Source organism: Streptomyces sp. CS113 (assembly GCF_002188365.1).
GTDB lineage: Bacteria > Actinomycetota > Actinomycetes > Streptomycetales > Streptomycetaceae > Streptomyces > Streptomyces tendae.
Window position 1 is genome coordinate 231,770 of record NZ_KZ195574.1, and the last position, 26,774, is coordinate 258,543.

20 protein-coding genes and 1 pseudogene are annotated in these 26,774 nt (G+C 70.8%); 12 read left to right on the forward strand and 9 right to left on the reverse strand.

Going from position 1 to position 26,774, the window contains the following annotated elements; genetic code table 11:
• Nucleotides 1-252 precede the first annotated feature (252 nt).
• Nucleotides 253-1,251: a ketol-acid reductoisomerase gene (gene ilvC / locus B9W62_RS00755; RefSeq protein WP_087804144.1), complete on the forward strand. Its 999-nt coding sequence runs from the start codon at nucleotides 253-255 to the stop codon at nucleotides 1,249-1,251.
• 66 nt (nucleotides 1,252-1,317) lie between these two features.
• On the opposite strand, the gene B9W62_RS00760 is transcribed toward ilvC, so the two are convergent.
• The 3 genes from B9W62_RS00760 to B9W62_RS00770 all read right to left on the reverse strand — a co-directional run bounded on the left by B9W62_RS00760 (nucleotide 1,318) and on the right by B9W62_RS00770 (nucleotide 4,544).
• The gene (locus B9W62_RS00760; protein ID WP_087804146.1) at nucleotides 1,318-2,736 is read right to left on the reverse strand and encodes a sugar porter family MFS transporter; all 1,419 of its coding nucleotides are present in this window, start codon (nucleotides 2,734-2,736) and stop codon (nucleotides 1,318-1,320) included.
• A 143-nt stretch (nucleotides 2,737-2,879) separates the two neighbouring features.
• Nucleotides 2,880-3,704 carry a hypothetical protein gene (locus B9W62_RS00765; RefSeq protein WP_087804148.1) on the reverse strand — a complete coding sequence of 275 codons (825 nt, stop codon included), beginning with the start codon at nucleotides 3,702-3,704 and terminating at the stop codon, nucleotides 2,880-2,882.
• A 36-nt stretch (nucleotides 3,705-3,740) separates the two neighbouring features.
• Complete coding sequence (locus B9W62_RS00770) at nucleotides 3,741-4,544, reverse strand: SDR family oxidoreductase (protein WP_087804150.1); 804 nt, start codon at nucleotides 4,542-4,544, stop codon at nucleotides 3,741-3,743.
• A 194-nt stretch (nucleotides 4,545-4,738) separates the two neighbouring features.
• Between B9W62_RS00770 and B9W62_RS00775 the strand changes: the two genes are divergently transcribed.
• Entirely contained in the window at nucleotides 4,739-5,575 is an 837-nt protein-coding gene (locus B9W62_RS00775) for a GNAT family N-acetyltransferase (RefSeq protein ID WP_087804152.1), read from the forward strand.
• A gap of 59 nt (nucleotides 5,576-5,634) precedes the next feature.
• Here B9W62_RS00775 and B9W62_RS00780 read toward each other — a convergent pair whose 3' ends face one another.
• On the reverse strand, nucleotides 5,635-6,465 hold the full coding sequence (locus tag B9W62_RS00780) for a siderophore-interacting protein (protein ID WP_087804154.1): 831 nt from the start codon (nucleotides 6,463-6,465) through the stop codon (nucleotides 5,635-5,637).
• Nucleotides 6,466-6,589: 124 nt separating this feature from the next.
• Entirely contained in the window at nucleotides 6,590-7,822 is a 1,233-nt protein-coding gene (locus B9W62_RS00785; protein WP_087804156.1) for an NAD(P)/FAD-dependent oxidoreductase, read from the reverse strand.
• 139 nt (nucleotides 7,823-7,961) lie between these two features.
• Between B9W62_RS00785 and B9W62_RS00790 the strand changes: the two genes are divergently transcribed.
• The 3 genes from B9W62_RS00790 to B9W62_RS00800 all read left to right on the forward strand — a co-directional run bounded on the left by B9W62_RS00790 (nucleotide 7,962) and on the right by B9W62_RS00800 (nucleotide 10,205).
• Nucleotides 7,962-8,429, forward strand: coding sequence for an RrF2 family transcriptional regulator (locus tag B9W62_RS00790; RefSeq protein WP_087804159.1), 468 nt, complete (start codon nucleotides 7,962-7,964; stop codon nucleotides 8,427-8,429).
• Nucleotides 8,430-8,623: 194 nt separating this feature from the next.
• Nucleotides 8,624-8,986 (forward strand): tautomerase family protein, encoded by a 363-nt coding sequence (locus tag B9W62_RS00795; protein WP_087804161.1) that lies wholly within the window; start codon nucleotides 8,624-8,626, stop codon nucleotides 8,984-8,986.
• A gap of 94 nt (nucleotides 8,987-9,080) precedes the next feature.
• Nucleotides 9,081-10,205, forward strand: a complete 1,125-nt coding sequence (locus B9W62_RS00800; protein WP_087804163.1) for an SMI1/KNR4 family protein — start codon at nucleotides 9,081-9,083, stop codon at nucleotides 10,203-10,205.
• A gap of 88 nt (nucleotides 10,206-10,293) precedes the next feature.
• Here B9W62_RS00800 and B9W62_RS00805 read toward each other — a convergent pair whose 3' ends face one another.
• On the reverse strand, nucleotides 10,294-12,051 hold the full coding sequence (locus B9W62_RS00805) for a ThuA domain-containing protein (RefSeq protein ID WP_087804165.1): 1,758 nt from the start codon (nucleotides 12,049-12,051) through the stop codon (nucleotides 10,294-10,296).
• Between the two features lie 17 nt (nucleotides 12,052-12,068).
• Nucleotides 12,069-14,933 carry a PQQ-dependent sugar dehydrogenase gene (locus B9W62_RS00810; protein WP_087804167.1) on the reverse strand — a complete coding sequence of 955 codons (2,865 nt, stop codon included), beginning with the start codon at nucleotides 14,931-14,933 and terminating at the stop codon, nucleotides 12,069-12,071.
• Between the two features lie 478 nt (nucleotides 14,934-15,411).
• On the opposite strand from B9W62_RS00810, the gene B9W62_RS00815 reads away from it, so the two are divergent.
• A complete protein-coding gene (locus B9W62_RS00815) occupies nucleotides 15,412-17,727 on the forward strand; it encodes a ricin-type beta-trefoil lectin domain protein (RefSeq protein WP_087804169.1) in 2,316 nt (771 codons plus the stop codon).
• 113 nt (nucleotides 17,728-17,840) lie between these two features.
• Here the strand turns inward: B9W62_RS00815 and B9W62_RS00820 are convergent, their stop codons facing one another.
• Nucleotides 17,841-19,262, reverse strand: coding sequence for a sugar porter family MFS transporter (locus B9W62_RS00820; RefSeq protein WP_087804171.1), 1,422 nt, complete (start codon nucleotides 19,260-19,262; stop codon nucleotides 17,841-17,843).
• Nucleotides 19,255-20,106: a phytanoyl-CoA dioxygenase family protein gene (locus B9W62_RS00825; protein WP_087804173.1), complete on the reverse strand. Its 852-nt coding sequence runs from the start codon at nucleotides 20,104-20,106 to the stop codon at nucleotides 19,255-19,257. The genes B9W62_RS00820 and B9W62_RS00825 overlap by 8 nt, the downstream gene beginning before the upstream one ends.
• A gap of 120 nt (nucleotides 20,107-20,226) precedes the next feature.
• Between B9W62_RS00825 and B9W62_RS00830 the strand changes: the two genes are divergently transcribed.
• The 6 genes and pseudogenes from B9W62_RS00830 to B9W62_RS00855 all read left to right on the forward strand — a co-directional run bounded on the left by B9W62_RS00830 (nucleotide 20,227) and on the right by B9W62_RS00855 (nucleotide 26,691).
• A complete protein-coding gene (locus B9W62_RS00830; protein WP_087804175.1) occupies nucleotides 20,227-21,252 on the forward strand; it encodes a LacI family DNA-binding transcriptional regulator in 1,026 nt (341 codons plus the stop codon).
• Nucleotides 21,138-21,974 (forward strand): annotated as a pseudogene (locus tag B9W62_RS00835) (GntR family transcriptional regulator); the annotation flags it as partial. The gene B9W62_RS00830 and the pseudogene B9W62_RS00835, both read left to right, overlap by 115 nt.
• A gap of 59 nt (nucleotides 21,975-22,033) precedes the next feature.
• Complete coding sequence (locus B9W62_RS41165; RefSeq protein ID WP_087804179.1) at nucleotides 22,034-22,324, forward strand: ROK family protein; 291 nt, start codon at nucleotides 22,034-22,036, stop codon at nucleotides 22,322-22,324.
• A 168-nt stretch (nucleotides 22,325-22,492) separates the two neighbouring features.
• Nucleotides 22,493-22,732 (forward strand): beta/alpha barrel domain-containing protein, encoded by a 240-nt coding sequence (locus tag B9W62_RS00845; protein ID WP_179235287.1) that lies wholly within the window; start codon nucleotides 22,493-22,495, stop codon nucleotides 22,730-22,732.
• 337 nt (nucleotides 22,733-23,069) lie between these two features.
• Nucleotides 23,070-25,481, forward strand: a complete 2,412-nt coding sequence (locus B9W62_RS00850) for an RICIN domain-containing protein (protein ID WP_087804182.1) — start codon at nucleotides 23,070-23,072, stop codon at nucleotides 25,479-25,481.
• Between the two features lie 160 nt (nucleotides 25,482-25,641).
• The gene (locus B9W62_RS00855; protein ID WP_087804183.1) at nucleotides 25,642-26,691 is read left to right on the forward strand and encodes a LacI family DNA-binding transcriptional regulator; all 1,050 of its coding nucleotides are present in this window, start codon (nucleotides 25,642-25,644) and stop codon (nucleotides 26,689-26,691) included.
• The last annotated feature ends 83 nt before the right edge of the window (nucleotides 26,692-26,774 follow it).

A 26,774-nucleotide genomic window follows, 5' to 3' on the forward strand; every position in this document is an offset into this window, starting at 1 on the left:
CTGACCGGCGAAGCCGGACATCTGTGACACGGAACCGGGAACTCCGCAGGTCGTTCACACTGTTTCGCGCACGTCACCTGCTCATCTCGATGCACTGTGCACGTGAGATAGTGTCAAGTGTCCTGCTCGTCGGCCGGCGGGGGGCCGTGCTCCGGGTTCCCGGCCTCGTTCCGCTGGTCGAATCCGTGGCCCGGGCCCTTCTGGGCCTGTTCCTCCGTCCCCGCTCGGGGAGTTCTCCGAAAGGTGTGTCTCATGGCTGAGTTGTTCTACGACGCCGACGCCGACCTGTCCATCATCCAGGGCCGCAAGGTCGCGGTCATCGGGTACGGCAGCCAGGGCCACGCCCACGCCCTGTCGCTGCGCGACTCCGGTGTCGACGTGCGCGTCGGTCTGCACGAGGGCTCCAAGTCCAAGGCCAAGGCCGAGGAGCAGGGCCTGCGCGTCGTGTCGGTGGCCGAGGCCGCCGCCGAGGCCGACGTCATCATGGTGCTCATCCCCGACCCCATCCAGGGTGACGTCTACGAGAAGGACATCAAGGACAACCTGAAGGACGGCGACGCGCTGTTCTTCGGTCACGGCCTGAACATCCGCTATGGCTTCGTCAAGCCCCCGGCCGGCGTGGACGTCTGCATGGTCGCCCCCAAGGGCCCGGGCCACCTGGTGCGCCGTCAGTACGAGGAGGGCCGCGGCGTGCCCTGTCTCGTGGCCGTCGAGCAGGACGCCACGGGCAACGCCTTCGCGCTGGCCCTGTCGTACGCGAAGGGCATCGGCGGCACCCGCGCCGGCGTCATCAGGACGACCTTCACCGAGGAGACCGAGACCGACCTGTTCGGTGAGCAGGCCGTCCTCGCCGGCGGTGTCACCGCGCTGGTGAAGGCGGGCTTCGAGACCCTGACCGAGGCCGGCTACCAGCCGGAGATCGCCTACTTCGAGTGCCTGCACGAGCTGAAGCTGATCGTGGACCTCATGTACGAGGGCGGGCTGGAGAAGATGCGCTGGTCGATCTCCGAGACCGCCGAGTGGGGCGACTACGTCACCGGCCCGCGGATCATCACCGACGCCACCAAGGCCGAGATGAAGCAGGTCCTCGCCGAGATCCAGGACGGCACCTTCGCCAAGAACTGGATGGACGAGTACCACGGCGGTCTGAAGAAGTACAACGAGTACAAGAAGCAGGACTCCGAGCACCTCCTGGAGACCACCGGCAAGGAGCTGCGCAAGCTCATGAGCTGGGTCGACGAAGAGGCGTGACATCCGGGCAGGCCGGTGGGCGCGCCGCCGCGGCGGCGCGCCCACCGGCCTGCTGATCGTTCCGGGTCAGCCCATTTCCTCCAGGGCCTTGCCCTTGGTCTCCTTGACGAACTTGAGGACGAAGGGGATGGAGAGGGCGGCGAAGATCGTGTAGATCACGTAGGTGCCGGAGAGGTTCCAGTCGGCCAGCGACGGGAAGCTCGCGGTGATGGCCCAGTTGGCGATCCACTGCGCGGAGGCGGCGACGCCCAGCGCGGCGGCGCGGATCCGGTTGGGGAACATCTCGCCGAGGAAGACCCACACGACCACGCCCCACGACAGGGCGAAGAAGAGGACGAAGATGTGGGCGGCGATCAGGGCGACCCAGCCCTGGGTGGCCGGGAGCTTGCCGTCGACGAGGTCGAAGGAGAAGGCCCAGGCCTCCAGCGCCAGTCCGATCACCATGCCGACGGAGCCGATCAGGGCGAGCGGCTTGCGGCCGACGCGGTCCACGAAGATCATCGCGATCACGGTGCCGATGATGTTGATGATCGACGTCGTGAACGAGTAGAAGAAGGAGTCGGTGGGGTCGACGCCGACCGACTGCCACAGCGTCGAGGAGTAGTAGAACGCGACGTTGATGCCGACGAACTGCTGGAAGACCGACAGGCCGATGCCGATCCACACGATCGGCTTGAAGAAGAAGCTGCCGCCGAGCAGTTCCTTGAAGGAGGACTTCTCCTCGCTGTGCATGGCGTGCTCGATCTCGCCGATGCGGGCGTCGAAGTCCACGTCCTTGCCCTCGACCTCTTCGAGGATCTTCTTGGCCTTCTCGTGCTTGCCGACCGAGATCAGGAAGCGGGGGGACTCGGGGATGGCGAAGGACAGCAGGCCGTACAGGACGGCCGGGATCACCATGACGCCGAGCATGACCTGCCAGGCCTCCAGGCCCATCAGCTTGCCGCGCTGGTCGCCGCCGGCGGCGTTCAGCAGGCCCCAGTTGACCAGCTGGGACACGGCGATGCCGATGACGATCGCGGCCTGCTGGAAGGAGCCGAGCCGGCCGCGGTAGGCGGGCGGGGACACCTCGGCGATGTAGGCGGGGCCGATCACCGAGGCCATGCCGATGGCGAACCCGCCGATGACACGCCACATCGCCAGGTCCCACAGCGCGAAGGGCAGCGCGGAGCCCACGGCGCTGACGGTGAACAGGACCGCCGCGATCTGCATGCAGCGGATCCGGCCGATGCGGTCGGCGATGCGGCCCGCGGTCGCGGCACCGATGGCACAGCCGATCAGCGCGACGGCGATGACCTGCGCCAGCACCGCGGAACCGACGTCGTAGCGGTCCCGGATCGCCTCGACCGCGCCGTTGATCACGGAACTGTCGTAACCGAACAGGAAACCGCCCATCGCGGCCGCCGCCGCGATGAAGACGACGTGCCCGAGATGATCGGGGTGAGCCGTCCTGGCTCCTGAACTGGGTGCCTGCGATGTGCTGGCCACGTGAACTCCTCGGGCTACCGGCAACGCTGCCGGGACGGTGTGGGCGAACTCTCGTCCCTGAAGACCGGCTTCGTCCGACCGATGTGACACATATGCTCCGCTTTGCGCGAAGTGTGCCGGCGCCGGTCTCCCGAAGGACGGACTCAGCTCCAGTAGTCGCTCAGCCGGTCGGTGCGGGACAGTTCACGCTGCTCCCGCGGGGTCAATGGGCGCGGGGCGGCGGCCGCTTCGACGGCCTTGACCGCGTCCTCGCCCAGTACTCCCCCGGCGCGCAGTTCCGCGAGGAGCCTGGACAGGGCGTCGGTGTGCGCCGCGACCTGTTCCAGGGCCCGGTCCAGCCGTGGCCGGGCTGCGAGGTCCAGCGCGGAGGGTGCCGTTTCGGGGCTGTCCTCGTCGCCGACGAGTTCCAGGTGATGCCGCCGGCCCCCTTCCTCGGTCCGCTGCCACACACAACGTCCGAAGCGCATCCGCACCGGTGTGTCGCTGATGCCCCGGCGCGTGACGTCGTACCAGGCACCGGGCTCCCTGAGGAGTTCCTCCAGGTGCTCGTCGTCCTCACCGCTCAGCTCCGCGACGACGGTCACCGTGATGGTGTCCTCGTCGGCCCGTTCCCTGTACATGCCCGGGACGATGCGCAGTCCCTCGACCTCGAGAGCGTCGGCGTACAGGATCTCGACCTCCTGGATCTCGATCCGGTAGACGAAGATCTCCGGCCGGCGGCCCTGGGAGGATGCGGTCCAGCCCGCCGAGACGCGCCACGCCGCGTCGCTCCCTTGCAGGTGGTCTCCGTCCGGGGTGGCGGCCGCCTCGAGTTCGGCGTCCAGTTCTTGGTGCCGTTCGTCGGGTACGTGCAGTTGCAGGGCGTACCGGCGCAGGGGCCGGCCGCTGTGGGCGGAGGTGACGGGAGGCAGTTCGGCGGCCGTGATCTCGCGGAACGCGCCGAGCAGCGTGAGGTTGAGGGTCGTCATCAGCGGTTCTCTCTCGTGCCGTTCGTGTCGTCGGGGTCAGGAGGTGGTGTCCGGCGCGGGCCGGCCGGCGCACCATTGCCGGTAGGTGGTTCGCGCGATGAAGGCGTCGGGGCCCGGCAGCAGGTCCCGGGGCCGCAGCCGCGCGCCGTAGAAGGGGCTGAGGGCGTCAGTTCGGACCTGCCGGTACTCCGCCTCCGTCAGCAGGGCCGTGCGCACGAACGCGTCCAGCCGGAACTGCTCGGGGCCCGCGATCTCACGGACCCCGTTCACAGGCCGCGTCACGGCGGTGTGCGCGAGCAGCGTCGCCACCTCGGTGAGGGAGACCGGGCGCACCTCGGCGGGCGGGACCCACACGATCCAGTCCTCGGTGGCCGCTGTCGCGATGTCCTCCGCCGCGTCGAAGGTCTGTGTGGCGCGAAGGATGGAGTACGGGATCCCGGACCGCCGGACCATGGCCTCTCGGTTCCCGAGCGCCCGGAACACCCCCTCACCGCCGATACGGTCCACGCCGACGACGGAGAGGCACACATGGTGCCGGACGCCGGCGGCGGCCCCGGCTGCGAGGAGTGCGCCAGTGGATCCGGCCCAGGAGTCCACGAGGGCCGCCTCGTCCACGACCAGGCCGTGGTCCTCCGAGAGGGTGCCGATGCCGGCGGACGGCTGATGGGCGAGGTCGACGAGCACGGAGCAGCCCCGCAGTGCCTCGGCGACCTCGTCGGAGACGGGCGCGTGCGGGTCGCCGGGGGCCTGGACGAGGGCGACCTCATGTCCGTGGTCCCTGACGCAGAGCGCGGTCTCGACGCCCATGAGGCCTCCACCGTCGACCACCACGACCTTCATACGACTAACCCTCCTGGCCTTGTGCCACCGATCGGACCGTGCGAGCAGCCACGGGACGGTGTCGGTGCGTCCACCGGCGATCGGCTGAGCGTTTGACCGGACGGGCGGCCGATGTGTGACACAGGGGAACACCCCGGTCGGCGATGGCTCACACTGAGTGGGACCGACATCACGATGTGAAGGGAACAGTGTCAATGGTGGATTCGACCGGCGCGGCCGGTACGTCGCACGACACAGTGCGGATCCAGGACGGCGTGGCGGCCTCCCCGGCCATGGGGTCCGTGTTCGCCAACTTCCGCCAGTACCTCATGGGATGGGGCGCCGCGGACCACCCGGACCTCGGTGCCGACCTCTTTCGCAGCGGGCTGGCGGCTCCGCAGTTCAACGGCGTGGTCCGCGTACGATCGACGGCCGGGACGGACGTGGCGGCCGTGCGCAGGGAGCTGGCGGGGGTTCCCTGGTGGTGGTGGGTGGGGCCGGACAGCCCCGAGGAGACCGCGGACGTCCTGAGGCACCACGGCGGACGACAGCTCACCGTGATGCCGGTGATGGTGCGGCCGCTCGGCGGCCCGGTCGCCGGGCACGACCGGCCGGACGACGACGCGCGGACCCGGTCCGGCCTGCGCGTGGAGCCGGTGCGGGACGGCGGGCGACTGCGGGAACTCGTACGGACCTACCGGACGTCCATGGGTATCGGCCCGGGGCCCGAGGCCGGGATGGTGCGCGCCGAGTCGCAGCGTGGGGACAACGCGGACATCGTCCGGCTGGCCGCGGTGCTGGACGGCCGAGTGGTCGGGACGACCGTGGTGATCACCGCGCATTCCGTGGCGGGGATCTTCCTCGTGCACGTGGCCGCGGAGCTGCGCCGGCAGGGGGTCGCGACGGCGTTGACGTCCGCCGCGCTCCGCGTGGGGCGAGAGCGCGGGATGCACTTCGCCGCGCTCGTGGCCAGCCCCGCCGGGGAACCGTTGTACCGGCGCTTCGGCTTCACGGCGGCGTACCGCTACCGTCTCTTCGACTTCCCGGACTGAGCCGGGACGAGGACGCCGATCCACCGCTCGGCCTGCGGTCACGGGCCGAGCGGTGGGGCTCATTCGCCCTCGGCCCTGCCCCGGCTCCAGTATCCCGAGAAGTACACGCGTTCCCGGTCCATGCCGCGCTCGTGGACGAGATGCGCGCGTATGTCCCGCGCGACCGACTGTTCCGCGGCGAGCCACACGTATCCCGGTCCGGTCGGAAGACTGGCGCGGCGGACGGCGGAGACGAGCGACGCACCGTGGTCGTCGTCGCCGGATCCGCTGCCGCCGTCCCGGGGGAGCCAGGTGACCGTCGTACCGACGCGGGTGGTCAGGGGCAGCACCGCGGAGGCATCGGTCACGCTGACGTAGGCATGGGTGGTCGCCGGTGCGGAAGGCGATTCCAGGATGGCCGCGACCGCGGGCAGCGCGGTGTCGTCGCCGACGACGAGTTGCCACCCGGTGTCGGCGGGCGGGTCGTAGGCGGCGACGGAGCCGAAGAAGGCGGCCGGCTGTCCGGGGACCGCGTCGATCGCCCACCGGGTGGCGGGCCCCACCGGCGTGTGCAGTGCGAAGTCGATCTCCACTTCGCCGGCCGACGGGTCATGGCTCCTGATGGTGTAGGTCCGCATGACGGGGCGTTCCGCGTCCGGCAGTTCACGCATCTGTCTCGGGGTCAGGCTGTGCAGCGCGTCGAGGCTCTGAGACGGGTGACGGGGCAGGAGGAGCTTGATGCGCTGGTCCGGGCCGTCCCCCACGAATGCGGTGAGGGACTCGCCCCGCAGAGTCACCCTGATCATGTGCGGGGTGAGTCTCGTGTTGCGCGCGACGTGGACCGAGAAGAGTCGGGCGGGGCGGCCGGTCAGACCGACGGGGCCACGAGTCGGTGTCGGGGGGACCGTCATGTCTCCCCCTCCTTTCGCCGGTTCGGAGAGGCGGTGATGGTGCGGGTGCCCGGCGGGGCGGACGGCGTCTGCGGGCCGCCCGCCCCGCCGGGCGAGGGTGTGTCGTCGGTTCCCGCCGGACGGACTAGCGGACCTCGGCGGTCTGCTTGTTGGCGCCGTTGGCGAAGCGTCCGGCGTGGGCGAGGATGGCCTCCGCGTCGTCGACGGAGGGGTAGATCCAGCGGGCGTTGATGTTCCTCTTGCGCGTCTTGGCCTCCTCTCCGGTCAGGTCGATGGTCCGGTCCCATCCGACGGTCTCGACGGCGTGGTCGGGGCCCAGGTCCAGGCACGTGGTGTACGGGTCGGGCTCGAACGGGCGGGCATCGCTGCCCAGGAGGTCCGCCACGACGTTGTGTCCGGCGAACTTGCCCATGGGCTGCGCGTGCTGGCAGCTCTGCATCGCGACGTGCTCGTCCTCGGCCTGTGCGGCGGCCGTGTCACCGGCCGCGTAGACGTGCGGCACGTTCTTGACCCGGAGGTGTTCGTCGACGGCGAGGCGGCCCAGGCGGTCGCGTTCGCCCGGGATCTGGGCCGTCAGCGGGCTGGCGACGGTCCCGCCGGTCCACACGACGGTGGACGTGGGGATGACCTCGCCGTCGGAGAGCACGACCTGGTCGGCGGTGACGGACTCCACGGTGCGGCCCAGCCGCAGCTCGACACCCAGGGCCTCGACGGCCGACTCGATGTAGGGGCGGGGGCCGGCTCCCAGCTCGGGGCCGAGAACGTCGGCCCGGTCGACGAGGACGACGCGGATCTCGTCGTGCGCGTCGTGCGGTCCCGCGATGGCGCGCAGTCGCTCACCCATGGCCGTGGCGACCTCCAGCCCGGTGAAGCCGGCGCCGACCACGACAACGGTGTGACGCCCGGCGGACGGTTCGCGCTCCGGCAGCCGCCGCAGGTGGTGGTCGAGCACGGTCGCCGCGGGCAGCGTGTCGACGTCGAAGAGGTGCTCCGCGCCCGGGAAGGGCGCTCGCACGAGCCGGCTCCCCGTGGCCAGGACCAGCTTGTCGTAGTCCAGCTCCATCTCCTCGCCGAACCGGGTGACGGCGCGGACGGTACGGGCGTCGGTGTCGACGGCCGTGACCGTCGCGGCGAGCCTGCGCACCCCGATGGGGCCGAGGACCCGGTCCAGCGGAACGCGCATCGAGCCCGGATCCTCCTCGTACAGCCGCGGTCGCATCACCAGGTCGTCCCCTGCGCTGATGAGCGTCACGCGGATGTCGTCACCCGCCGGGCCCGCCGCGCGCGCGGCCCTGACCGCTCCGGCGGCGCTCCAGACGCCGGCGAATCCGCCACCGATCACCAGGATGTGTGTCATGTCGTGCGTGTCCTCTCAGCGTGTCACGCAGGCTTCGTCGAAACCCACAACCTGGACACTAAATATCCTGGATACTGATTGTCAAGATTCGGTCTCCGTCGCCCTCGGCCGGCCGGCCAGGACTTAAGCTGTCCACATCATGCGTATGAGCAAGGGCGTCGAGTGGGCCCTCCACACACTGCTGAACCTCCACATGACCGGCGGCGGTCCGGTCGGGAACGCGCAGCTGGCCGCCGTGCACGGTCTGTCGTCCACGTACCTCAACAAGCAGTTGCAGGCTCTGGTCAAGGCCGGCCTGCTGACCTCCGTTCCCGGTGCGCGCGGCGGGTTCCAGCTCGCCAGGACGCTGGACCGGATCACGCTGCTGGACGTGGTCGAGGCGATCGAGGGTGACGCCCGCATGTTTCACTGCGCCGAGATCCGGTGCTGCGGCCGCGTGGGGGAGATCGCCCCGGCGCCCACGGAGCCCTGCCCGGTCAAGATGGCCATGGTGCGCGCCGAGGACGCCTGGCGTCAGGCGCTGGCCGGCCAGACACTGGCCGAGGTGCAGGCCGAGCTGGAGCGGCGGCCCGAGGTGACCGGGGCGGTACGCACGGCGCTGAGCTGACCGGCACCGGGACCACCGCGGCGCACCGCCGCCTCGTGGGCCGCCCTCTCCCCTGGCCACGGCAGCGAGCCGGCCGGTTCGGATCTCCCGCGCAGCCGGTCACCGACCCGGTGCGGCCATCCGCGGCGAAGGACGCGGGGACAGCCCTCCGAACAGATCGTCGCCCAAAGCAACCAATCACCGGAAGGAGTGCCGTGCCGCACGTCCACATCACCCTCTCGCCGCGGATCACCGACGTCCTCGACCACTCGGACCTGGTGACGGCTCTCAACGCGCTCGTGGTCGACCGCAGTGGCTCCAGCGGGGTGTCCAAGACCTCGATGAGCCCGGTCGAGACGTACGGCGGCGGAATGGTGCTGCACGTCGAAGTCGCCCTCCTGCACGGACGGTCCCCGGCGGTGAAGGCACACCTGTCCGAAGGCGTGCTGGAACTGATCGCCACTCACCTGAGCAAGGCCGGCCTAGAAGCAGTTGACCTGTCGGTGGTGGTACGGGACCTGCCGGACTCCTACCGTCTCTCACGGGGCCGGTCACGCGCCGGCACCGCCCGGACCTGAGGGAGACGGCCCTCCCGGCCGCGAACCCGCCGGGGGCTCGGACATATGATCAGCCCCGCCGCACTGCCGCTCGAGGGTGAAGGTCCACAGAACCGTGAATGCCTCAGACCCGCACGTCGACGCCTTCGCCGAGATCTTCGGCGACCCACCGGCCGACTTCGCCGTACCTGTCGACTGGGCCGCGGTCGAGTCCTGGTTGGGGACGGGCCTGCCCGCCGACTACAAGGCCGTCGCCGCCGCGTACGGCCCCCTCGACATCGGCGCCCGGCTCTGGCTCCACGTCCCCTGCGTCAACCGCGGCTGGTTCGACTACGGAGCCTGGGTGCAGCAGGCTCGACGTGCCGCCCCCGGCGTCCTTCCCTTCGGCGCGACTCGTACCGCCGACACCCTCTACTGGGACACCACGGCATCCGACGACCCCGATCAGTGGCCGGTCGTCATGCACTGTCAGGACGACGAGAACGCGGGCCGCGACCCCTGGCGGCGCTTCACCACCCCGCTCGTGCCGACACTGGCCCGGCTCGTGGCCGACGGCATGCGCCCGGTGGCCGTCCGAAGCGGCATGCAGTCCGAACCGGAGGACACTCCGTGGACGCCGCCGCCCCGGCGACCGGAGCCAACCGCTCGGCAGCGGGCGGCGCTCACCGCGGGCAGCGGACTGGACACTCTGCTCACGCTCGTCCCGCCGCCGGAGGCACCCCTGCTCGGAAAGCACCACTGGGACTGGCTGTACGAACGGCTGGGCACCCATCTGCCCGGCGAGTACGTACGACTGATGGAGCGGTACGGGGCCGGCTCCTGGTGCGGCTGGCTGCGCTTCAGCGTCCCCTTCGACGAGGACCGGTACGCGCTCGCGCCGTGGGCCGAGTGGTACGGGAAGACCTACCAGGAGCAGCGAGCCCAGTTTCCCCAGTACCACCCGCTGGCCGTACACCCCGAGCCCGGGGGGTTCCTGCCCTTCGCCGACTCCATCGACGGCGACCAACTGTGCTGGCTGACCGAAGGCGCCACTCCGGACGACTGGCCCTTGATCGTGCTGCCGCGCCACGCCGACCAGGGGCCACCGCTCGGCACCGGCCTCACCGGGACCTTGCTGGAATGGCTGCGCGGCCGGTTCGCGACCGAGGGCCTCCCCCCGCTCGGACGGCGGGACGAGGACCCCCTGGAGTACATCGCGTTCGAGCCCTACGACGTGGAACCGGCCGGTGATGACCAGTAGGAGCGTGTGACGGCGAGCCCGGCCCCCCCGCGCACCGAGCGGGGTGAACTCCCGTGGGCCGGCCGGCTGGTTCACCGGCCGGTGGCCGTCAGGGCAGGGTCCACTTCTGGTTGGGCCCCGTGTGGCAGGTCCACAGGTGGACCGGGGTGCCGTCGTTCCAGGTGCCGCCGGACGCGTCCAGGCACTTCCCGGACTGCGGGTTGCGCACCGTGCCGTCGGCCTGCGGCGCCCACGTCTGCGCCCCACTGCCGTTGCACGTCCACAGCTGGACCTTCGTACCGTCCGCGCTGCCGCCGCCGGAGACGTCCAGGCACTTGCCGAGCGCCCGCACCGAACCGTCGCCCGGGACCGTCCACTTCTGGGCACCGGTCCCGTTGCACGTCCAGATCTGGACCTCGGTGCCGTCGGCCGTCTGGGAGTTGTCGACGTCCAGGCACTTGCCGTTGACGCCCTTCACCTCACCCGAGCGGGGGCCCGGCTGCTGGCCGTCACCCTGCTTGACGCGGATGTTCCGGAAGGACACGTCGTCGCCGTCGCCGTGGTTCTGGATGCCGATGTGTCCGTCCTCGAGGCTCCGGGCCGGGTCGGTGTTGGTGAAGTCGTTGATCTTGCTGCCGTTGAGGAAGATCTCCAACCGCTCGCCGGTCACGCGCAGTTCGTACGTGTTCCACTCCCCCGGCGGGTTCAGTGCGGCGTCGCGGGCGGCGATGTCGGCCGACTGGAACCCGTACACGGCGCCCGTGGTGCGGTCGGCGGCGTCGGTGGCGTCGATCTGGATCTCGTAGCCGTTGTCCACCGCCGACCACGGGTCGTCGGATGCGGGGAAGCCGATGAACACGCCGGAGTTGTCGTCGCCGGCCGCCTTCCAGTCCAGCTTGAGCGAGTAGTCGCCGGTGAGTTCCTTGGCCGTGTACCAGTGCATGCCCAGTCCGCCGTGCGAGGTGAGGGTGCCGTCGGCGAGGGTGAAGCCGCCGGGGCCTGCCTGCTTCCAGCCGGTGGTGGACGAGCCGTCGAACAGGGCCGTGTAGCCGGTCTCGGGACGGCAGTCGGCGTTCGTCGTCCCGGCGGCCCAGCGGATTCCGCCGAGGAGGTGCCGGCGGAAGGCGGGGTCGGTGTAGGACTCGTCGGTGTGACCGCCGCCGGTGTAGAAGGCCCGGCCACCCTGGTAGTCCTTGCACCAGGCGATCGGGTGGTCGCCGTTCATGTTCCCGCCGGAGTAGCTGGACTCGTCGAGGGAGGCCAGCACTCGGGCGGTGGTGCGCGGGTTGGTGCGGTAGTTGTACCACTCGTCGGTCCGCTGCCAGGTACCACCGAGGTGAGCGGTGGCGTCGTGCGCGCGGTCCTCGACCTCGACGGTCGCGGACTGGATGGCGGGGTGCGAGTGGAACAGGGCGCCGGCCAGGCCCTCGTAGAAGGGCCAGTCGTACTCCGTGTCGGCCGCGGCATGGATGCCGACGTATCCGCCGCCGTCCTTGACGTACTGCTCGAACGCCGTCTGCTGGGCGCCGTCCAGGACGTCACCGGTCGTCGACAGGAAGACGACCGCCTCGTACTGGGCGAGGTTGCCGCTGGTGAAGGCCTGGGCGTCCTCGGTGGCGTCCACGGTGAAGTTGTTCGCCGTGCCGAGGTCCCGCAGGGCCGCGATGCCGTCGTCGATCGAGGAGTGGCGGAAGCCCGCCGTCTTGGAGAACACGAGGACCTGGTAGGCCGGGTCGGCCGCCGCACGCGGTCCGGCCTCCACGGTCAGGGTGTGGCCGGCCCCGTCGGGCAGGGCCGTGACCTGGGGTGCCACGCACATCGTGGCGCCGACGAACAGGCCGAGGGCCGCTTTGGAGATCTTGCGCATCGTACGTCACCTCCTCGCTAGGGCAGGGTCCACTTCTGGTTGGCTTCGGCATGGCAGGTCCACAGATGGACCGGGGTGCCGTCGTTCCAGGTGCCGCCGGACGCGTCCAGGCACTTCCCGGACTGCGGGTTGCGCACCGTGCCGTCGGCCTGCGGCGCCCACGTCTGCGCCCCGCTGCCGTTGCACGTCCACAGCTGGACCTTCGTACCGTCCGCGCTGCCGCCGCCGGAGACGTCCAGGCACTTGCCGAGCGCCCGCAGCGAACCGTCCCCCTGGACCGTCCACTTCTGGGCACCGCTCCCGTTGCACGTCCAGATCTGGACCTGGGTGCCGTCGGACGTGTTCGCGCCGTCGACGTCCAGGCACTTGCCGTTGACCCCCTTCACCTCGCCCGAGCGCGGGCCGGGCTGCTGACCGCCGGACGTGGTGAAGGAGTACTCGTCGAGGTCGAACAGGGATCCGCTGCCGCCCTTGAAGACGAGGTACAGCGTCGTGGAGCCGGACGGCTGGTTGCTGAGGGTGGTGGTGACGTCCTGGAAGGTCTCCCAGCCGCCGGTCACCGGCGCGGTCACCGTGCCGAGGAGGGTGCCGGTCGCGGAGCCGGCGCGTACCTCGACGGTGCCGCCCGCGCCCGCGGAGGAGACCCGCGCGGTGAAGCCGGTCGCGTTGTCGAGGGCGTAGGGCGTGAAGGAGATCCAGTCGCCGTTGTCGATGTGGCCGACCGTCTTGCCGCCGTGCGCGGGGGCGTGGCTGACGACCTGCACGCCGGAGGAGTCGCCGTGGTGCTCTGCCTGCCGGTGGCTGGGCTGTGTGATGTGCTGGTCGTGCGTGGTCAGCGCGGGCTGTCCGCCGGCTCCCTTGTCGGTGTACTCGGCGTCGATGACGCCGAAGATGTTGGCGTCGGGGTCGTGCTCGCCGTCCGCGAGGGTCTTCAGGGTGCCGGTGCAGCCGGTGGCCGAGGTCTGCGGGTGGCCGTGGCTGTCGTGCCCGACGATGAAGTTGACCTTCACCTTGGAGCAGTCGACGGCGCCGTCCTCGGGGTCGGTCACCGTCACCCTGAACGGGATCTCGTCACCGAAGTCGTGGATGCGCCCGTCGAGGGGCGTGTCGAGTGTCACGGTCGGCGCGGTGTTCCCGACGGTGATCTGGACGGAGGCCGTCGCCGACTTGCCGGTCGTGTCCGTCACCTCGAGGGTGGCCGTGTACTGGCCGTTGGCGGTGTACGTGTGGGAGGGCGCGGCCGCCGTGGAGGTGGCGCCGTCCCCGAAGTCCCAGGCGTAGGTGAGGGCGTCGCCGTCGGCGTCGGTGCTGCCCGCGGAGGAGAAGGACACGTGCAGGGGTGCCTTGCCGGAGGTGACGTTCGCCTTGGCCTGCGCGACGGGCGCGTGCCCGTCCGTGATGTGCTCGATGCGGTACAGCGCCGAGTTCTCGTCGCCGCTGAAGTAGCCGGTGCCGTAGTCCAGGACGTACAGCGCGCCGTCCGGTCCGAAGGACATGTCCATCACCTGGGTGCCGCTCCAGGGGAAGGGGTTGATGGACTGCACGGTGCCGTCGCCGCCGGCTTCGACGCGCTTGATCCAGCGGCGGCCCAGTTCCCCGGCGAAGTAGTCGCCGTCGTACTCCGCGGGGAACTTCACGTCGGAGGCGGAGGCGGCGTCGTAGCGGTAGACCGGCCCGCCCATGGGGGACTCCGAGCCGCCTCCGAACTCGGGGACGCTGTCGCCGTTGTACGGGATCCAGGCCGGCTGTGCGGGCGGCAGGTCGGTCAGTCCCGTGTTGCGCGGCGAGGTGTTCCTGGGTGCCGCGCAGTCGAAGGTGGCGCCCGAGGTTCCGGTGGCGAAGTCGTAGTCGACGTAGGCGTCGTTCTTGCCGGTGCAGTACGGCCAGCCGAAGTTGCCCGCCTTGGTGATGCGGTTGAACTCGACCTGCCCCTCGGGGCCCCGGTCCGGCCGCGCGACCCCCGAGTCGGGGCCGTAGTCGCCGAGGTAGACGATGCCGGTGGCCTTGTCGACGCTCATCCGGAACGGGTTGCGAAAGCCCATGGCGTAGATCTCGGGGCGGGTCTTCGCGGTGCCGGGCGCGAAGAGGTTGCCGTCGGGGATCGCGTAGGAACCGTCGGCGTTCACCTTGATGCGCAGGACCTTGCCGCGCAGGTCGTTGGTGTTGCCGGAGGAACGCTGGGCGTCGTAGGCGGGGTTGCGGTTCGGGCGCTCGTCGATCGGGGTGAAGTTGTCGGAGGCGAAGGGGTTGGTGTCGTCGCCGGTGGACAGGTACAGGTTGCCCGCCGCGTCGAAGTCGATGTCGCCGCCGGTGTGGCAGCAGATGCCGCGGGAGGCGGGGACGTCGAGGATCTTCTTCTCACTGGCGAGGTCGAGGGTGCCGTCCGTCCTCAGGACGAAGCGGGACAGCCGGTTGACTCCGTCGTACGGTGCGAAGTCCGCGGCCGATCCCTCCGCCGGCGCGTCCGAGCCCGGTGTGCTGAGCTGGGGGGCGTAGTAGAGGTAGACGTGCCGGTTGGACGAGAAGCCCGGGTCCACGGCGACGCCTTGGAGGCCCTCCTCGTCGTGGCTGTAGACGTTCAGTTTGCCCGCGACGCCGGTCGTCCCCGCGGCGTCGGTCCGGCGGACGGTGCCGTCGCGCGAGGTGTGCAGGACCGAGCGGTCCGGCAGCACCGCCAGCGTCATGGGCTCACCCGTCTCGGCCACGCCCTTGGCGAGCGTGACCTGCTGGAACTCCGGTGCGGCGGCTGCCGCTGCGGCCCCGCCCTCCGGTTCCGCGGGGGCGGCGGCCGTCGGGGACACGGGCAGCAGACAGCCGACGGCGCAGGCCGCGGCGGTCAGTAAGAGACGGGCACGTCTGCGATGGAACGGTCTCGTGCGCACAGAGCTCTCCCGAGGGGGTGGGGGGTGACGGCAGGCCTGGCCGGGCTGCCGAGGGCTTCGTGCGGCGCGCGCCGTCGCGCCGGTGATTCCGGTCCGATGTCCGCGACCGGTACTTCGCAGGGAAGTTAGCTGGCTTCATCGCACCCCGGAACCCATTTCGCACAAGATCTTCATACTTTTTCCGCACGTAGGACAAAGTGGCTGATGCACCCGTCTCCCGGCGCCCGGAGGTGGCGTGCGGGTGCCGCGGCCGCATGGTGTCCGGGGGCGGAGATCGATCCGGCCGGACCTTTTCCCTCACCGATGACAAAGCGTGGACGGCTCATGCGGAAGTCCCTACTGTGTCCGGTGCGACGCTGGGCCCGCACGGGCCCACGGCCACCCCCCCGTATCCGGGACGACGGCGCGTCCCGGCAGCGGTGGATCCCCCACTTGCCCGACCGAGTCCCTCGTGCCCGAGGGGCCGTCAGGAGGTCACGTGTATCCACGGCTGTACCCCCGCCGGCTCGGCAGACGCCTGGCCGGAACCGTCATCGCTTCCTTACTCGTCGTCGGCCTGTCGTCGTCCCCGTCCCCGGCGGACGACGAGGCCGCCGCGGATCTTCCCCCGCAGGAACCGGGCGTCACGCTGCGCGTGTTCGACGTACAGGCCCCGCTGAGCGGGATCTGCACCCTCAAGGCGGGCCAGACGCCGAACATCGACAAGCTGATGCCCGTGGTCGACTGGTCCTCGGCCGACGACTTCGGTCTGGAGAGCAACTTCGTCACCCACGTCCTCGGCAACCTCGGCGCACCGCAGACGGGCAGCTACACCTTCCGGCTCACCAGCGACGACGGGTCCCGTCTCTGGATCGGCGACCAACTGGTGGTCGACCACGACGGTCTGCACGGACCCGAGCCCAAGGACGCGACGGTCGACCTGACGGCCGGCACCCACGCGCTGCGCATCGAGCACTTCGAGCGCGACGGCGGTCAGCAGCTCACCCTGGCCTGGAAGCCGCCGGGCGCCTCGGACTTCGGCGTCGTACCGAACTCCGCGCTCAGCACCGACGCGGACGTCGTCCGTGTGACCGCGCCCGGACGCAAGGAGTGCGAGGGCGGCACGGACTCGCCGGGCGACGGTCTGCCGCTGACCGGTGTGCATCCGGACTACACCCTCACCGACCTGCGGCCGAGCGGATTCGAGCCGCAGGTCTCCGCGATGGACTGGCTCCCGGACGGACGTCTGGCCGTGGCCACCTGGGGCGGCAGCAACAACACCGCGGGCGAGGTCTACCTGCTGAGCAACGTCACCGGCGACACCGGGCCGGGCAAGGTGACGGCCAAGAAGGTGGCTTCCGGCCTCAAGGAGCCGATGGGCATCAAGCACGTCGACGGCAAGCTCTACGTCTCCCAGAAACACGAGCTGACGGAGCTGAACGACACCAATGGCGACGAGGTCACCGACCAGTACCGGCGCGTGGCGACCTGGCCGTTCGGCGGCAACTTCCACGAGTTCGCCTTCGGCCTGCTGTACAAGGACGGGTTCTTCTACCTGAACCTGTCGGTCGCCATCAACTACGGCGGCGCCACCACGGACCCGCAGCCCGCCCAGAACCGCGGCACCACCATCAAGGTGAACAAGGAGACGGGCGAGGTCTCCTACGTCGCCGGTGGTCTGCGCACCCCGAACGGCATCGGCTGGGGCCCCGAGGGCGACCTGTTCGTCACCGACAACCAGGGCGGATGGCTGCCGTCGTCCAAGCTCGTCCACATCAAGCAGAACCGCTTCTTCAACCACTACACCAATCCGGACGGGCCCTTCGACTCCCAGCCGGTGACCAAGCCGGTCCTGTGGCTGCCGCAGAACGAGATCGCCAACTCGCCCAGTACGCCGTTGCAGTTGAAGGACGGGCCCTTCGCCGGCCAGATGCTGTTCGGTGACGTGACCTACGGCGGAATCCAGCGCGGGTTCCTGGAGAAGGTCGGCGGCGAGTACCAGGGCGCGGTCTTCCGTCTCACCCAGGGCCTGGAGGCCGGGGTCACTCGGATCAGCCTCGGCCCGGACGGCGCGCTCTACGCCGGGGGGCTGGGCGCGGGCGGCAACTGGGGCCAGGAGGGGAAGCTGACCTACGGCCTGCAAAAGCTCAGCCCGAACGGTGCCAATGCCTTCGACATCCGCTACAAGATCAAGCAGTGGCGGTACGTGCCGACGGCCGACTACGGCGGCCCCAAGGTCGACGAGGAGACGCTCGGCGCGCAGTCGGCCACGCTGTCCGCCGACCGCAAAACCGTCACCCTGGCCGTCCCGGGTCTCAAGGCCGACCGCGTGGTCCACGTCCGCTCGCCCCGTCCCTTCAGCTCGGCGGACGGCGAAACACTGTGGAGCACCGAAGCCTGGTACACCCTCAACAAGCTGCCGGGGGTCGCGTCCGGGACGGGTGAGGTGAAGGGCGTCAACGGCAAGTGTCTGGACGTCGACAACTCCCAGACCGCCGACGGCACCGAGGTCCAGGTGTGGACCTGCAACGGGACCGGCGCCCAGCAGTGGACGCTGCCCGGTGACGGAACCGTCCGCGCCCTGGGCAAGTGCCTGGACGTGTCGGGTGGCGGCACCGCCGACGGGACGAAGATCCAGCTGTGGACGTGCAACGGCAGCGGGGCGCAGACGTGGGCGCCGCAGGCCGACGGCACGGTGCGCAACCCGCAGTCCGGGAAGTGCCTGGACGCGTCCGGGGGCACCTGGAACGACGGCACCCCGGTCCACCTGTGGACCTGCCACACGGGGCCCAACCAGAAGTGGACCCTGCCGTGACCGTCAACCGGCTCCGTCCCGGTCGGAAGCGCTGAAGGCGGGGTCCGGGCTCCCTGGCGAGGGAGCCCGGGCCCCGCTGGGACACCACGGGCAGTCGTGGCCGCCGACCGGGCTCAGGAGCGTTCGAGCGTCTTGCGGAAGGAGCCTCCGCGATGCAGGGCGCGCTCGATGCTCTCCAGGGATCGGCCCCGGGTCTCCGGCACCTTCGCCGCCACGAACACGATGCAGGCGACGTTCATCAGCGCGTAGACGAAGAAGGTGCCGGAGCGGCCGATCGCCTGGATGGCGGTCAGGGCGGTCACCGCGATCAGCAGGTCGACACCCCACAGGGTGACGGTGGCCAGGCTGGTCGCGGGGCCGCGCACGCTCAGCGGCAGGATCTCCGGGCCGATCAGCCAGACCACCGCCTGGATTCCGATGCCGTTGAACAGGATGTACGCGAACAGGGCGACGATCACCGTCCAGCGCTGGGCCGCCGAGCCCTCCGGGCCGAGGAAGGCGAGTGCCATGACCGTCATGGCGAGACCGGACCCCGGCAGGAACCACAGCATGATGCGCCGCCGGCCCATCCGGTCCACCGCGACCGCGCCGACCACACCGGCGATCACCAGCATCACCCCGATCCCGACCCCGGTGAGGAGCGCGACCGAGTCGCCGAATCCGGCGTCGGCGAGGATCGTCGGCGCGTAGTAGACGACGGCGTTGATGCCGGTCAGCTGGGAGAAGGCGGCGATGCCGACCGCGACCAGGAGGGCGGGACGCATCCAGCGCTGCCTCAGGTCGCGCCAGCCGCCGACGGGCGTGGCCGCGGCCACCTCCGCGATCTCGTCGATCTCGTGGCGGACGTCCGTGCCGGGCGGGCGGAGCCGGGTCAGTACCGACGCCGCCTGTTCGCGCATGCCGCGCTCGACGAGCCAGCGCGGGCTCTCCGGCAGGAACAGCATGCCGACGCCGAGGACCACGGCGGGCACGACGGCCAGGCCGAACATCAGGCGCCAGCCGCCCGTGTCCGACAGCACCCAGCCGCAGACGTACGCGATGAGCTGCCCGCAGGCGACCATCAGCTGGAACAGCACCATCAGCCGGCCCCGGATCCGGGCGGGGGCTACCTCGGCGATGTAGACCGGCACCATGTTGGAGGCGCCGCCGACGGCCAGGCCGAGGACGAAACGCGCGGCGACGAGGCTGCCCGTGCCGGGTGCCGCCGCAGCCGCCGCGGCACCCAGGGCGAAGACCGCCGCGACTGCGATGACGACCTTGCGGCGTCCGTGGCGCACGGCCAGGCGCCCCGCGAGGAGTGCGCCCGCCATCGCGCCGAGCAGGATGACGCTGACGACGATCTCCTGCTCACGGGAGGTCAGGTGCAGGTCGTCCCGCAGGTGCAGCAGGGCCCCGGAGATGATGCCGGTGTCGTAGCCGAAGAGCAGGCCGCCGAGTGCGGACACGGCCGACACGGCGTACACCGCGGCCGGCACCTTCCGCGGATCCCCGGCGGGATCGTCGGTGGGTCCGGGAGCCGTGACGAGCTCAGGCATCGCCCATGACCAGACCCTCGATGGTGTGCTTCTGCGTCACCGGCTCCAGCACGTCCACGACGGGGCAGTCCAGGTGGCGGCGGACCCGCTCGGGCAGGGACTCCCAGTAGGCGCGGGTGACGGCCGTGTCGTGCCGGTCGCCGTTGCCGGCCTCGGGACCGTCGACGCCCAGGACCAGCACGGGGCGGGACTTCGAGGAGTTGTTCCTGGTGCCGCGGTGGATGGTGAGAGCGGTGCGCGCGGAGATGTCGCCGCGCTGCGGGAACTTGCGCACGGCCCGCTCCTCGTAGCGCGGGTAGTGCGGCCGGGGCGGGAACATGCCGTGGCCGAACTCCGGGCTGTCGTCCCACTGGGTGCCCGGCGCGATCTCGAAGGGCCCCATGTCCTCCTCCGTGTCGACGGCCGTCACGTTGAAGGCGAGGGAGGTCAGCCGCCGCTCGGCACGGGTCTCCTCCGGCATGGGGAAGTCCCGGTGCCAGGGCTGGTTGACGGCGCCCTCGAGCGGGACGTCGAAGCCGAGCTCGACGATGCGGTAGTCGGGGCCGAGCACGGCGGTGCACACGGAGCGGACCCAGGGGTGGTCGACGAGGTCGACGAAGCCGCGCAGCTGCTCGGGGTGGATCTCCACGTAGTACCGGTGCGGTCCGCGGCCCACGGCGCCGCCCGGCCGGGTCCGGGCCTCCTGGAACGCCACGGCGATGTCCTCGTGGAGCTGGTCGGCCCATTCGCGGCTGAAGGCACCCTTGCGCGCCGTGATGCCGTCCGAGTACAGGGCCCGGACGTCGGCCGTCACGTCCACATCGAGGTCGGCCGGGGCGATACCGGGGTAGGCGTGCTGGCTCATGGGTGCCTCCTTGCACATGCAGCGAAACTTTCCTGCACATGTTGCATCGTTGAATTCAACGTGGCAATACCCTTCCTCAGCGATCTTGGCCAACGAGACGCGCCATGTCACGATGTCCGGGTGAGCAGCAGCCTGAAAGACGTAGCCGCCCGCGCCGGGGTCTCCGCGCGTACCGTGTCGAACGTGGTGAACGGGGCCTCCCGGGTCTCCGAGGAGACCCGCCGGCGGGTCCAGGAGGCGATCGACGAGCTCGGTTACCGCCCCAATCTCGCCGCCCGCAGTCTGCGGGCGGGCCGGACCGGCATCATCGGTCTCGCCATCCCCGAGCTGCACTCGCCCTACTTCGGCGAGCTCGCCGGCCTCCTGGTGGACGAGGCGGGACGCCGGTCGTGGACGGTGATCATCGACCAGACGCACGGGGACGCCGAGGCGGAACGACGGCTGCTCAAGGGCGACGGCGGCCGGGTGATGGACGGCCTGATCATCAGCCCGTGGGCCCTGGAGGCCCAGGAGGTGGCGGACATCGCGCGCCCGCTGCCCGTGGTGCTGCTCGGCGAACGCAATCCCCAGGGCCGGGCGGACCGCGTGACGGTCGACAACGTCGCCGCCGCCGACCAGGCGACCACCCACCTGCTGACGCTGGGACGCCGCCGCATCGCCGCCGTCGGTCTGCAACCGCACCTGCACAACGGCACGGCCGAACAGCGCGCCGAGGGCTACCGCAGGGCGCTGCGCCGGGCGGGTCTCGCGCCCGAGCCGCGGTGGGAGCGGACGGTCGGCGCACTGCACCGCGAGGACGGCGCGCGGGCCATGGCCGAGCTGCTCGACGGGGACGTCGTGCCGGACGCGGTCTTCGCCTTCACGGACGAACTCGCGCTCGGGGCACTGCACATGGCGCACGCTCGGGGGCTGCGGGTGCCGCAGGATCTGGCGATCGTCGGGTTCGACGACATCGAGGACGGCCGGTACAGCCACCCGGCGCTGACCACGGTCTCCCCCGACAAACGCCAGATCGCCCAGCGTGCTCTGCAATGCCTCGCCGACCGCATCTACAGCCCGGACAACGAGGTGCCCGCATCGGATCTGACGATCCCGCACCGGCTGGTGGTCCGCGGGAGCACCGACCCCACCGCACAGACGTCCTGACGGCCCCGAGCGGGCCGTCGGGGGCGGGACGCGTCAGGGGCAGGCGGTCCGGCAGTCCTGGCAGTCCCGGCGGTCTCGGCGGTCTCGGCGGTCCGGCGGAGGTGCCCCCGGCGCGCAGGCACGGGAAACTGCGGCAGCGGCTGCGCAGCGAGATCGACAAGCTCGAACCGCACACCGCCCTGTCCACCGAACGCGAACTGTCCGCCCGCCCCGAGGTCAGCAGGTCCACCGTGCGCCAGGCGCTCGACTCGCTCGCCGACGCGGGCATCGTCTACCGGGTGCACGGGGCCGGCACGTTCGTCGCCGCGCAGACCATCTCCAAGTCCCACACCCTGACGTCGTTCACCGAGGACATGCACGCCCGCGGCCTCACACCGGGCACCCGGCTGATCGCCGCCGACGAAACCGTGGCCGGGCGGAGCATCGGGGAGGAACTGCGCACCGCCCCGGACCACCGCGTTCTGCGCCTGATCCGGCTGCGGACCGCCGACGACCGGCCGATGTGCCTGGAAACGGTGCACCTGCGCGCCGACCGGGGCCCCGGCCTACTCTCCCTCGACCTCAACACCTCCCTCTACGACATCCTCCAGAACCAGTACGCCCTCCGGCTCGTCAGAGCCGACCAGGTGTGGACCGCGATCTCCCTGGACGAGCGAAGCGCCATCCTCCTGGGCGTCCCCGCGGGCGCCACCGCCTTCCACGTCCGACGCGTGGCGCTGGACGAGTGGGGGAGAACGCCTACCGCCTTGCTACCGGCGGAGAAGAACGCGTCCCGCTGCACATGGTGGCCCGGCGCGCGGCGCAGGGCGAGCCTGTTGCCGGCCGTGTCCTGTACGACGGCGCGACCGTTCTCGGCCGTGCACTGGGCGGCCTGGTCAATCTGTGGGACCCGCAGGCGGTCGTCGTCGGCGGTGGTGTCGTGTCCTGCGGCGCGCCCTACTGGCAGCCGCTGAGCGCCGCCTACCACACCGAACTGCTTCCCGGCCTCGCCCATGTACCGCTCAGACCGGCGTCCCTGGGGCCCCTCGCGGCGGTCGTCGGTGCCGCCGCGCTCCCTCTCGTCCTCCTCTGATTCATCCACCACCATGCGGAGTTGCCACGTGTGACCCGAAAGCGCCCCCCTCGACCGGCGCTCCCCCTTCCCGGCCCGGACCCTGTGGACGCCATCAAGGGCGGCCTCGTCGTCTCCTGCCAGCCACGTGAGGGGGACCCCTTGCACGGAGCCGAGATGATGGCTGCCATGGCCCGGGCTGCCGCCGACGGCGGTGCCGTCGGAGTCCGGCTCAACGGGCCCGGGGACGTACGCGCCGTGGCCGGGAGGCTCCGACTGCCCGTCATCGACCTCTGGAAGGACGGCAGCGACGGCGTCTACATCACGTCCACGGTGCGGCACGCCCCGGCCTGGATCACCCGCCGGTTCGCCGCCGAGGCGCCGGGCAGGACGAGGGAGACACCGGTGTTCCCCCGCAGGAGCTCGTGAAGCCACCGGACGGCGGCGGTGCCGGCGGCGAACGCCGGGTGATGGGCCGCTCGACGGGGTGACGGGCCGATCGACGGGATGATGGACCGCTCGACGGGGTGGTGGGCCGAGGCCGGGCGAGTGCCCAGTGGCTGGGACTGCCCGAAGGACGGGATCGAGACAAGGGATCGCCTCTTTGTCATGTTCCTGGACGGCCGAGTGCGGGCGTGCTGTCATGCCAGGGTCGCCTTTCCAACGTTGTAGGCGCGAACCGCCCCCGCCTGCGCGTCCGAACCGTGACCTCTGTCGTTCACGCCCGCCCGTCGACGAGGGCCCCGCCACCGACCGGAGGATCCGCATGTCCCTGCCCAGACGACGCCTCCTGCGCGACACCGCCCTGATCGTGACCGCCGCCTCGGCCGTTCCGCCGTACGTCGCCGCGTCCGCGTCGGCGGCACCCGCGCCCCCGTCCGCCGTGACGGGGGCTCTGGCGCCGGACGCGCTGCTCAGGCTGCCGCCGGGCAGCATCGCCGCACACGGCTGGCTCGCCGGTCAGCTGAGGCTCCAGCTGACGGGACTGTGCGGCCGCTACGAGGAGGTCTCCCACTTCCTCGACTTCGCCACGTCCGGCTGGGTCCACCCGGAGAACGGCGGCTGGGAGGAACTGCCCTACTGGCTGCGCGGATACGTACCGCTCGCCATCGCCACCCGGGACCAGGACGCGCTCGCCAACGCCCGCCGATGGATCGACGCCGTCCTCGCCACCCAGCAGCCGGACGGGTTCTTCGGCCCACGGGCCCTGCGCACGGCACTCAACGGGGGGCCGGACTTCTGGCCCTTCCTGCCCCTGCTCATGGCCCTGCGCACCTGGGAGGAGTACTCGGGCGACCGCCGCATCGTGCCGTTCACGACCCGCTTCCTGCACTACATGAACGGCCAGGGCCAAGGTGCCTTCGACTCCAGCTGGGTGTCGTTGCGGTGGGGCGACGGACTGGACGTCGCCGTGTGGCTGCACCGCCGCACCGGCGACACCTTCCTGCTCGACCTCGCCAGGAAGATGCACACCTACGGCGCCGACTGGACGGGCGGGCTGCCCAACCAGCACAACGTCAACATCGCGCAGGGATTCCGGGAACCGGCCCAGTACGCGCAGCTGACGGGCGACCCGGAACTGATCCGGGCCACGTATCGCACGTACGAGCAGGTGCTGAACGGATACGGCCGGTTCCCCGGGGGCGGCTTCGCGGGGGACGAGAACATCCGGCCCGGCTTCACCGACCCGCGGCAGGGCTTCGAGACCTGCGGCATCGTCGAGTTCATGGCCAGTCACCAACTGCTCACCCGCACCACCGGCGATCCGGTCTGGGCCGACCGGTGCGAGGACCTGGCCTTCAACCTCCTTCCCGCCTCCCTCGATCCCGACGGAAAGGGCGTGCACTACATCACGAGCGCCAACTGCGTCGACCTCGGCAGGGACCGCAAGACCCAGGGGCAGTTCCAGAACGGTTTCGCCATGCAGTCCTACCAGCCCGGCGTCGACCAATACCGCTGCTGTCCGCACAACTACGGTATGGGCTGGCCGTACTTCAGCGAGGAGCTGTGGCTCGGCACGCCGGACGGCGGGCTCGCCGCGGCACTCTACGCCCCCTGCGAGGTGACCGCCGAGGTCGGAAAGGGCGTACGGGTCAGGGTGCGGGAAGAGACCGACTACCCCTTTTCCGAGACCGTCCGGCTGACGGTATCCACCGAACGGCGCGTCTCCTTCCCGCTGCTCCTGCGCATCCCGGGCTGGTGTCCCGATCCGGAGCTCGAGGTCAACGGGACGGCGGTCGCGGCTCCGCAGGGCCCGGCCTTCGCACGCGTCGAACGCGTCTGGCGCGACGGGGACACGGTGACCCTGCGGCTTCCGCAGCGCACCGTGTTGCGCACCTGGTCCGATCAGCACGGTGCGGTCGGCGTCGACCGCGGGCCGCTCAGCTACGCGCTGCGGATCGGCGAGCGCTACGAGCGCTACGCGGGCGGTGACTCCTTCCCGGAGTACGAGGTGCACGCCACCACCCCCTGGAACTACGGGCTGGTCCCCGGCGCCCCCCTCTCGTTCCACCCGCTGGACGGCCCGGTCGCCGACAACCCCTTCACCCACGGCACGGCACCCGTACGGATCACGGCGCAGGCCCGGCCGATCGACGGCTGGATCGCGGACACCGAGCGGGTCGTCGCGCCCCTGCAACAGAGTCCGGCCCGCAGCGACGCGCCCGTGGAGACGGTCACCCTCATTCCCATGGGGGCCGCGCGCCTGCGCGTCTGCGCCTTCCCCACCGCCACCGAGGACGGGCACGCGTGGACTCCGGAACCCCCGTTCCGGCGGTTGCTGAACAAGCACAGCGGCAAGGTCCTCGCCGTGGACGGCATGTCGACCGCCAACAGCGCCCACGTCGTCCAGTACGACAACTCCGGTACCGGCGACCACGCCTGGCAGCTGATCGACAAGGGCGAGGGATGGTTCCTGGTGCGCAACGGGCACAGCGGGAAGGTGCTCGGCGTCGACAACATGTCCACCGACGACAGCGCCCATGTCGTCCAGTACGAGGACAACGGCACCGCCGACCACCTGTGGACCCTGGAGGACCGCGGCGAGGGATGGTTCCTCGTACGCAACCGGCACAGCGGGAAGGTGCTCGGCGTCGACAACATGTCCACCGCCAACAGCGCCCACATCGTCCAGTACGAGGACAACGGCACCGCCGACCACCTGTGGCGGTTCGTCTGACGCCGGACACCTTCCGTGCTCCGCGGGCGCCGCACAATCTCCTTGTCAGCGGGAAGGCTTGCGACGTATAACGATGCGAGCCTGGCGCGAGCCTTCCCCCTGGACGCCAGGATCCGGCCCGCGGCCCCGGGCAGACGGTCGGGCGGCGGAAGGAACATCGATGCGGGTCAGCCTCAAGGACGTCGCCCTGCACGCGGGCGTGTCCATCAAGACCGTCTCGAACGTCGTCAACGACTACCAGCACGTCACCCCCGGGATGCGCGCCCGGGTCCAGGCCTCCATCGACGAGCTGGGCTACCAGCCGAACCTCACAGCACGTCATCTGCGCAAGGGACGCACGGGCATCATCGCCCTCGCCCTGCCCGAACTCGGCAATCCCTACTTCGCCGAGCTCGCCACGGAGATCATCAACGCGGCGGCCGAACACGACTACACCGTGCTGCTGGACCACACCCGCGGCAGACGGGACCAGGAGATCCTCGTCAGTCAGGGGTTCCGGACCCGCGTGATCGACGGTCTCGTGCTGAGCCCCATCGAACTGGAGGCGGAGGATCTGCGGTCACGGACCGAGCAGGTGCCGCTGGTGCTGCTCGGCGAACGGGAGTACGACCTGCCCCACGACCACATCGCCATCGACAACGTCGCCGCGGCCCGTGCCGCCGTACGGCACCTCATCGGGCTGGGGCGCCGGAACGTCGCGTTCATCGGCGCCCGCCGGGGACACAGCCAGCCCGCGCATCTGCGCCTGCGCGGGTGGCGCGACGAACTCGACGCCGCCGGTCTCGTCGCGGACTCCCGGCTGGTGGCCGCGACCGACGGGTGGGAGCACGCCGACGGCGCGCGGGCCATGGCCGGGCTGCTGGACTCCGGCCGTCGTCCGGACGCCGTGTTCGCCTACAACGACCTCATCGCGATCGGAGCACTGCGTGCCCTGTCCGAACGCGGACTGCGGGTGCCGGAGGACGTCGCGGTGGTGGGCTTCGACGACGTGGCCGAGGGACGGTTCGGGGCGGTCACCTTGACGTCCGTCTCACCCGACAAGGCGGCGATCGCCCGGATGGCGGTGGAGTCGGTCCTCGCCCAGTTGAACGGCGGGGAGCAGCGAGGCCGGCGTATCCGGCCGGGGTACCGGCTGGAGAAACGGGAGAGCACCTTGGGAACGTCGGGCGCCCTCGCTCACTCACGGGGTCCCACGCCTTCTGCCGGTTGACGAGGAACTCCCTCACCTCACCTCGCCCGTCGCATGGCGTCGACGGTGCGGATGCCGGTGGCGTCCAGTCCCGCGTGCCGTAT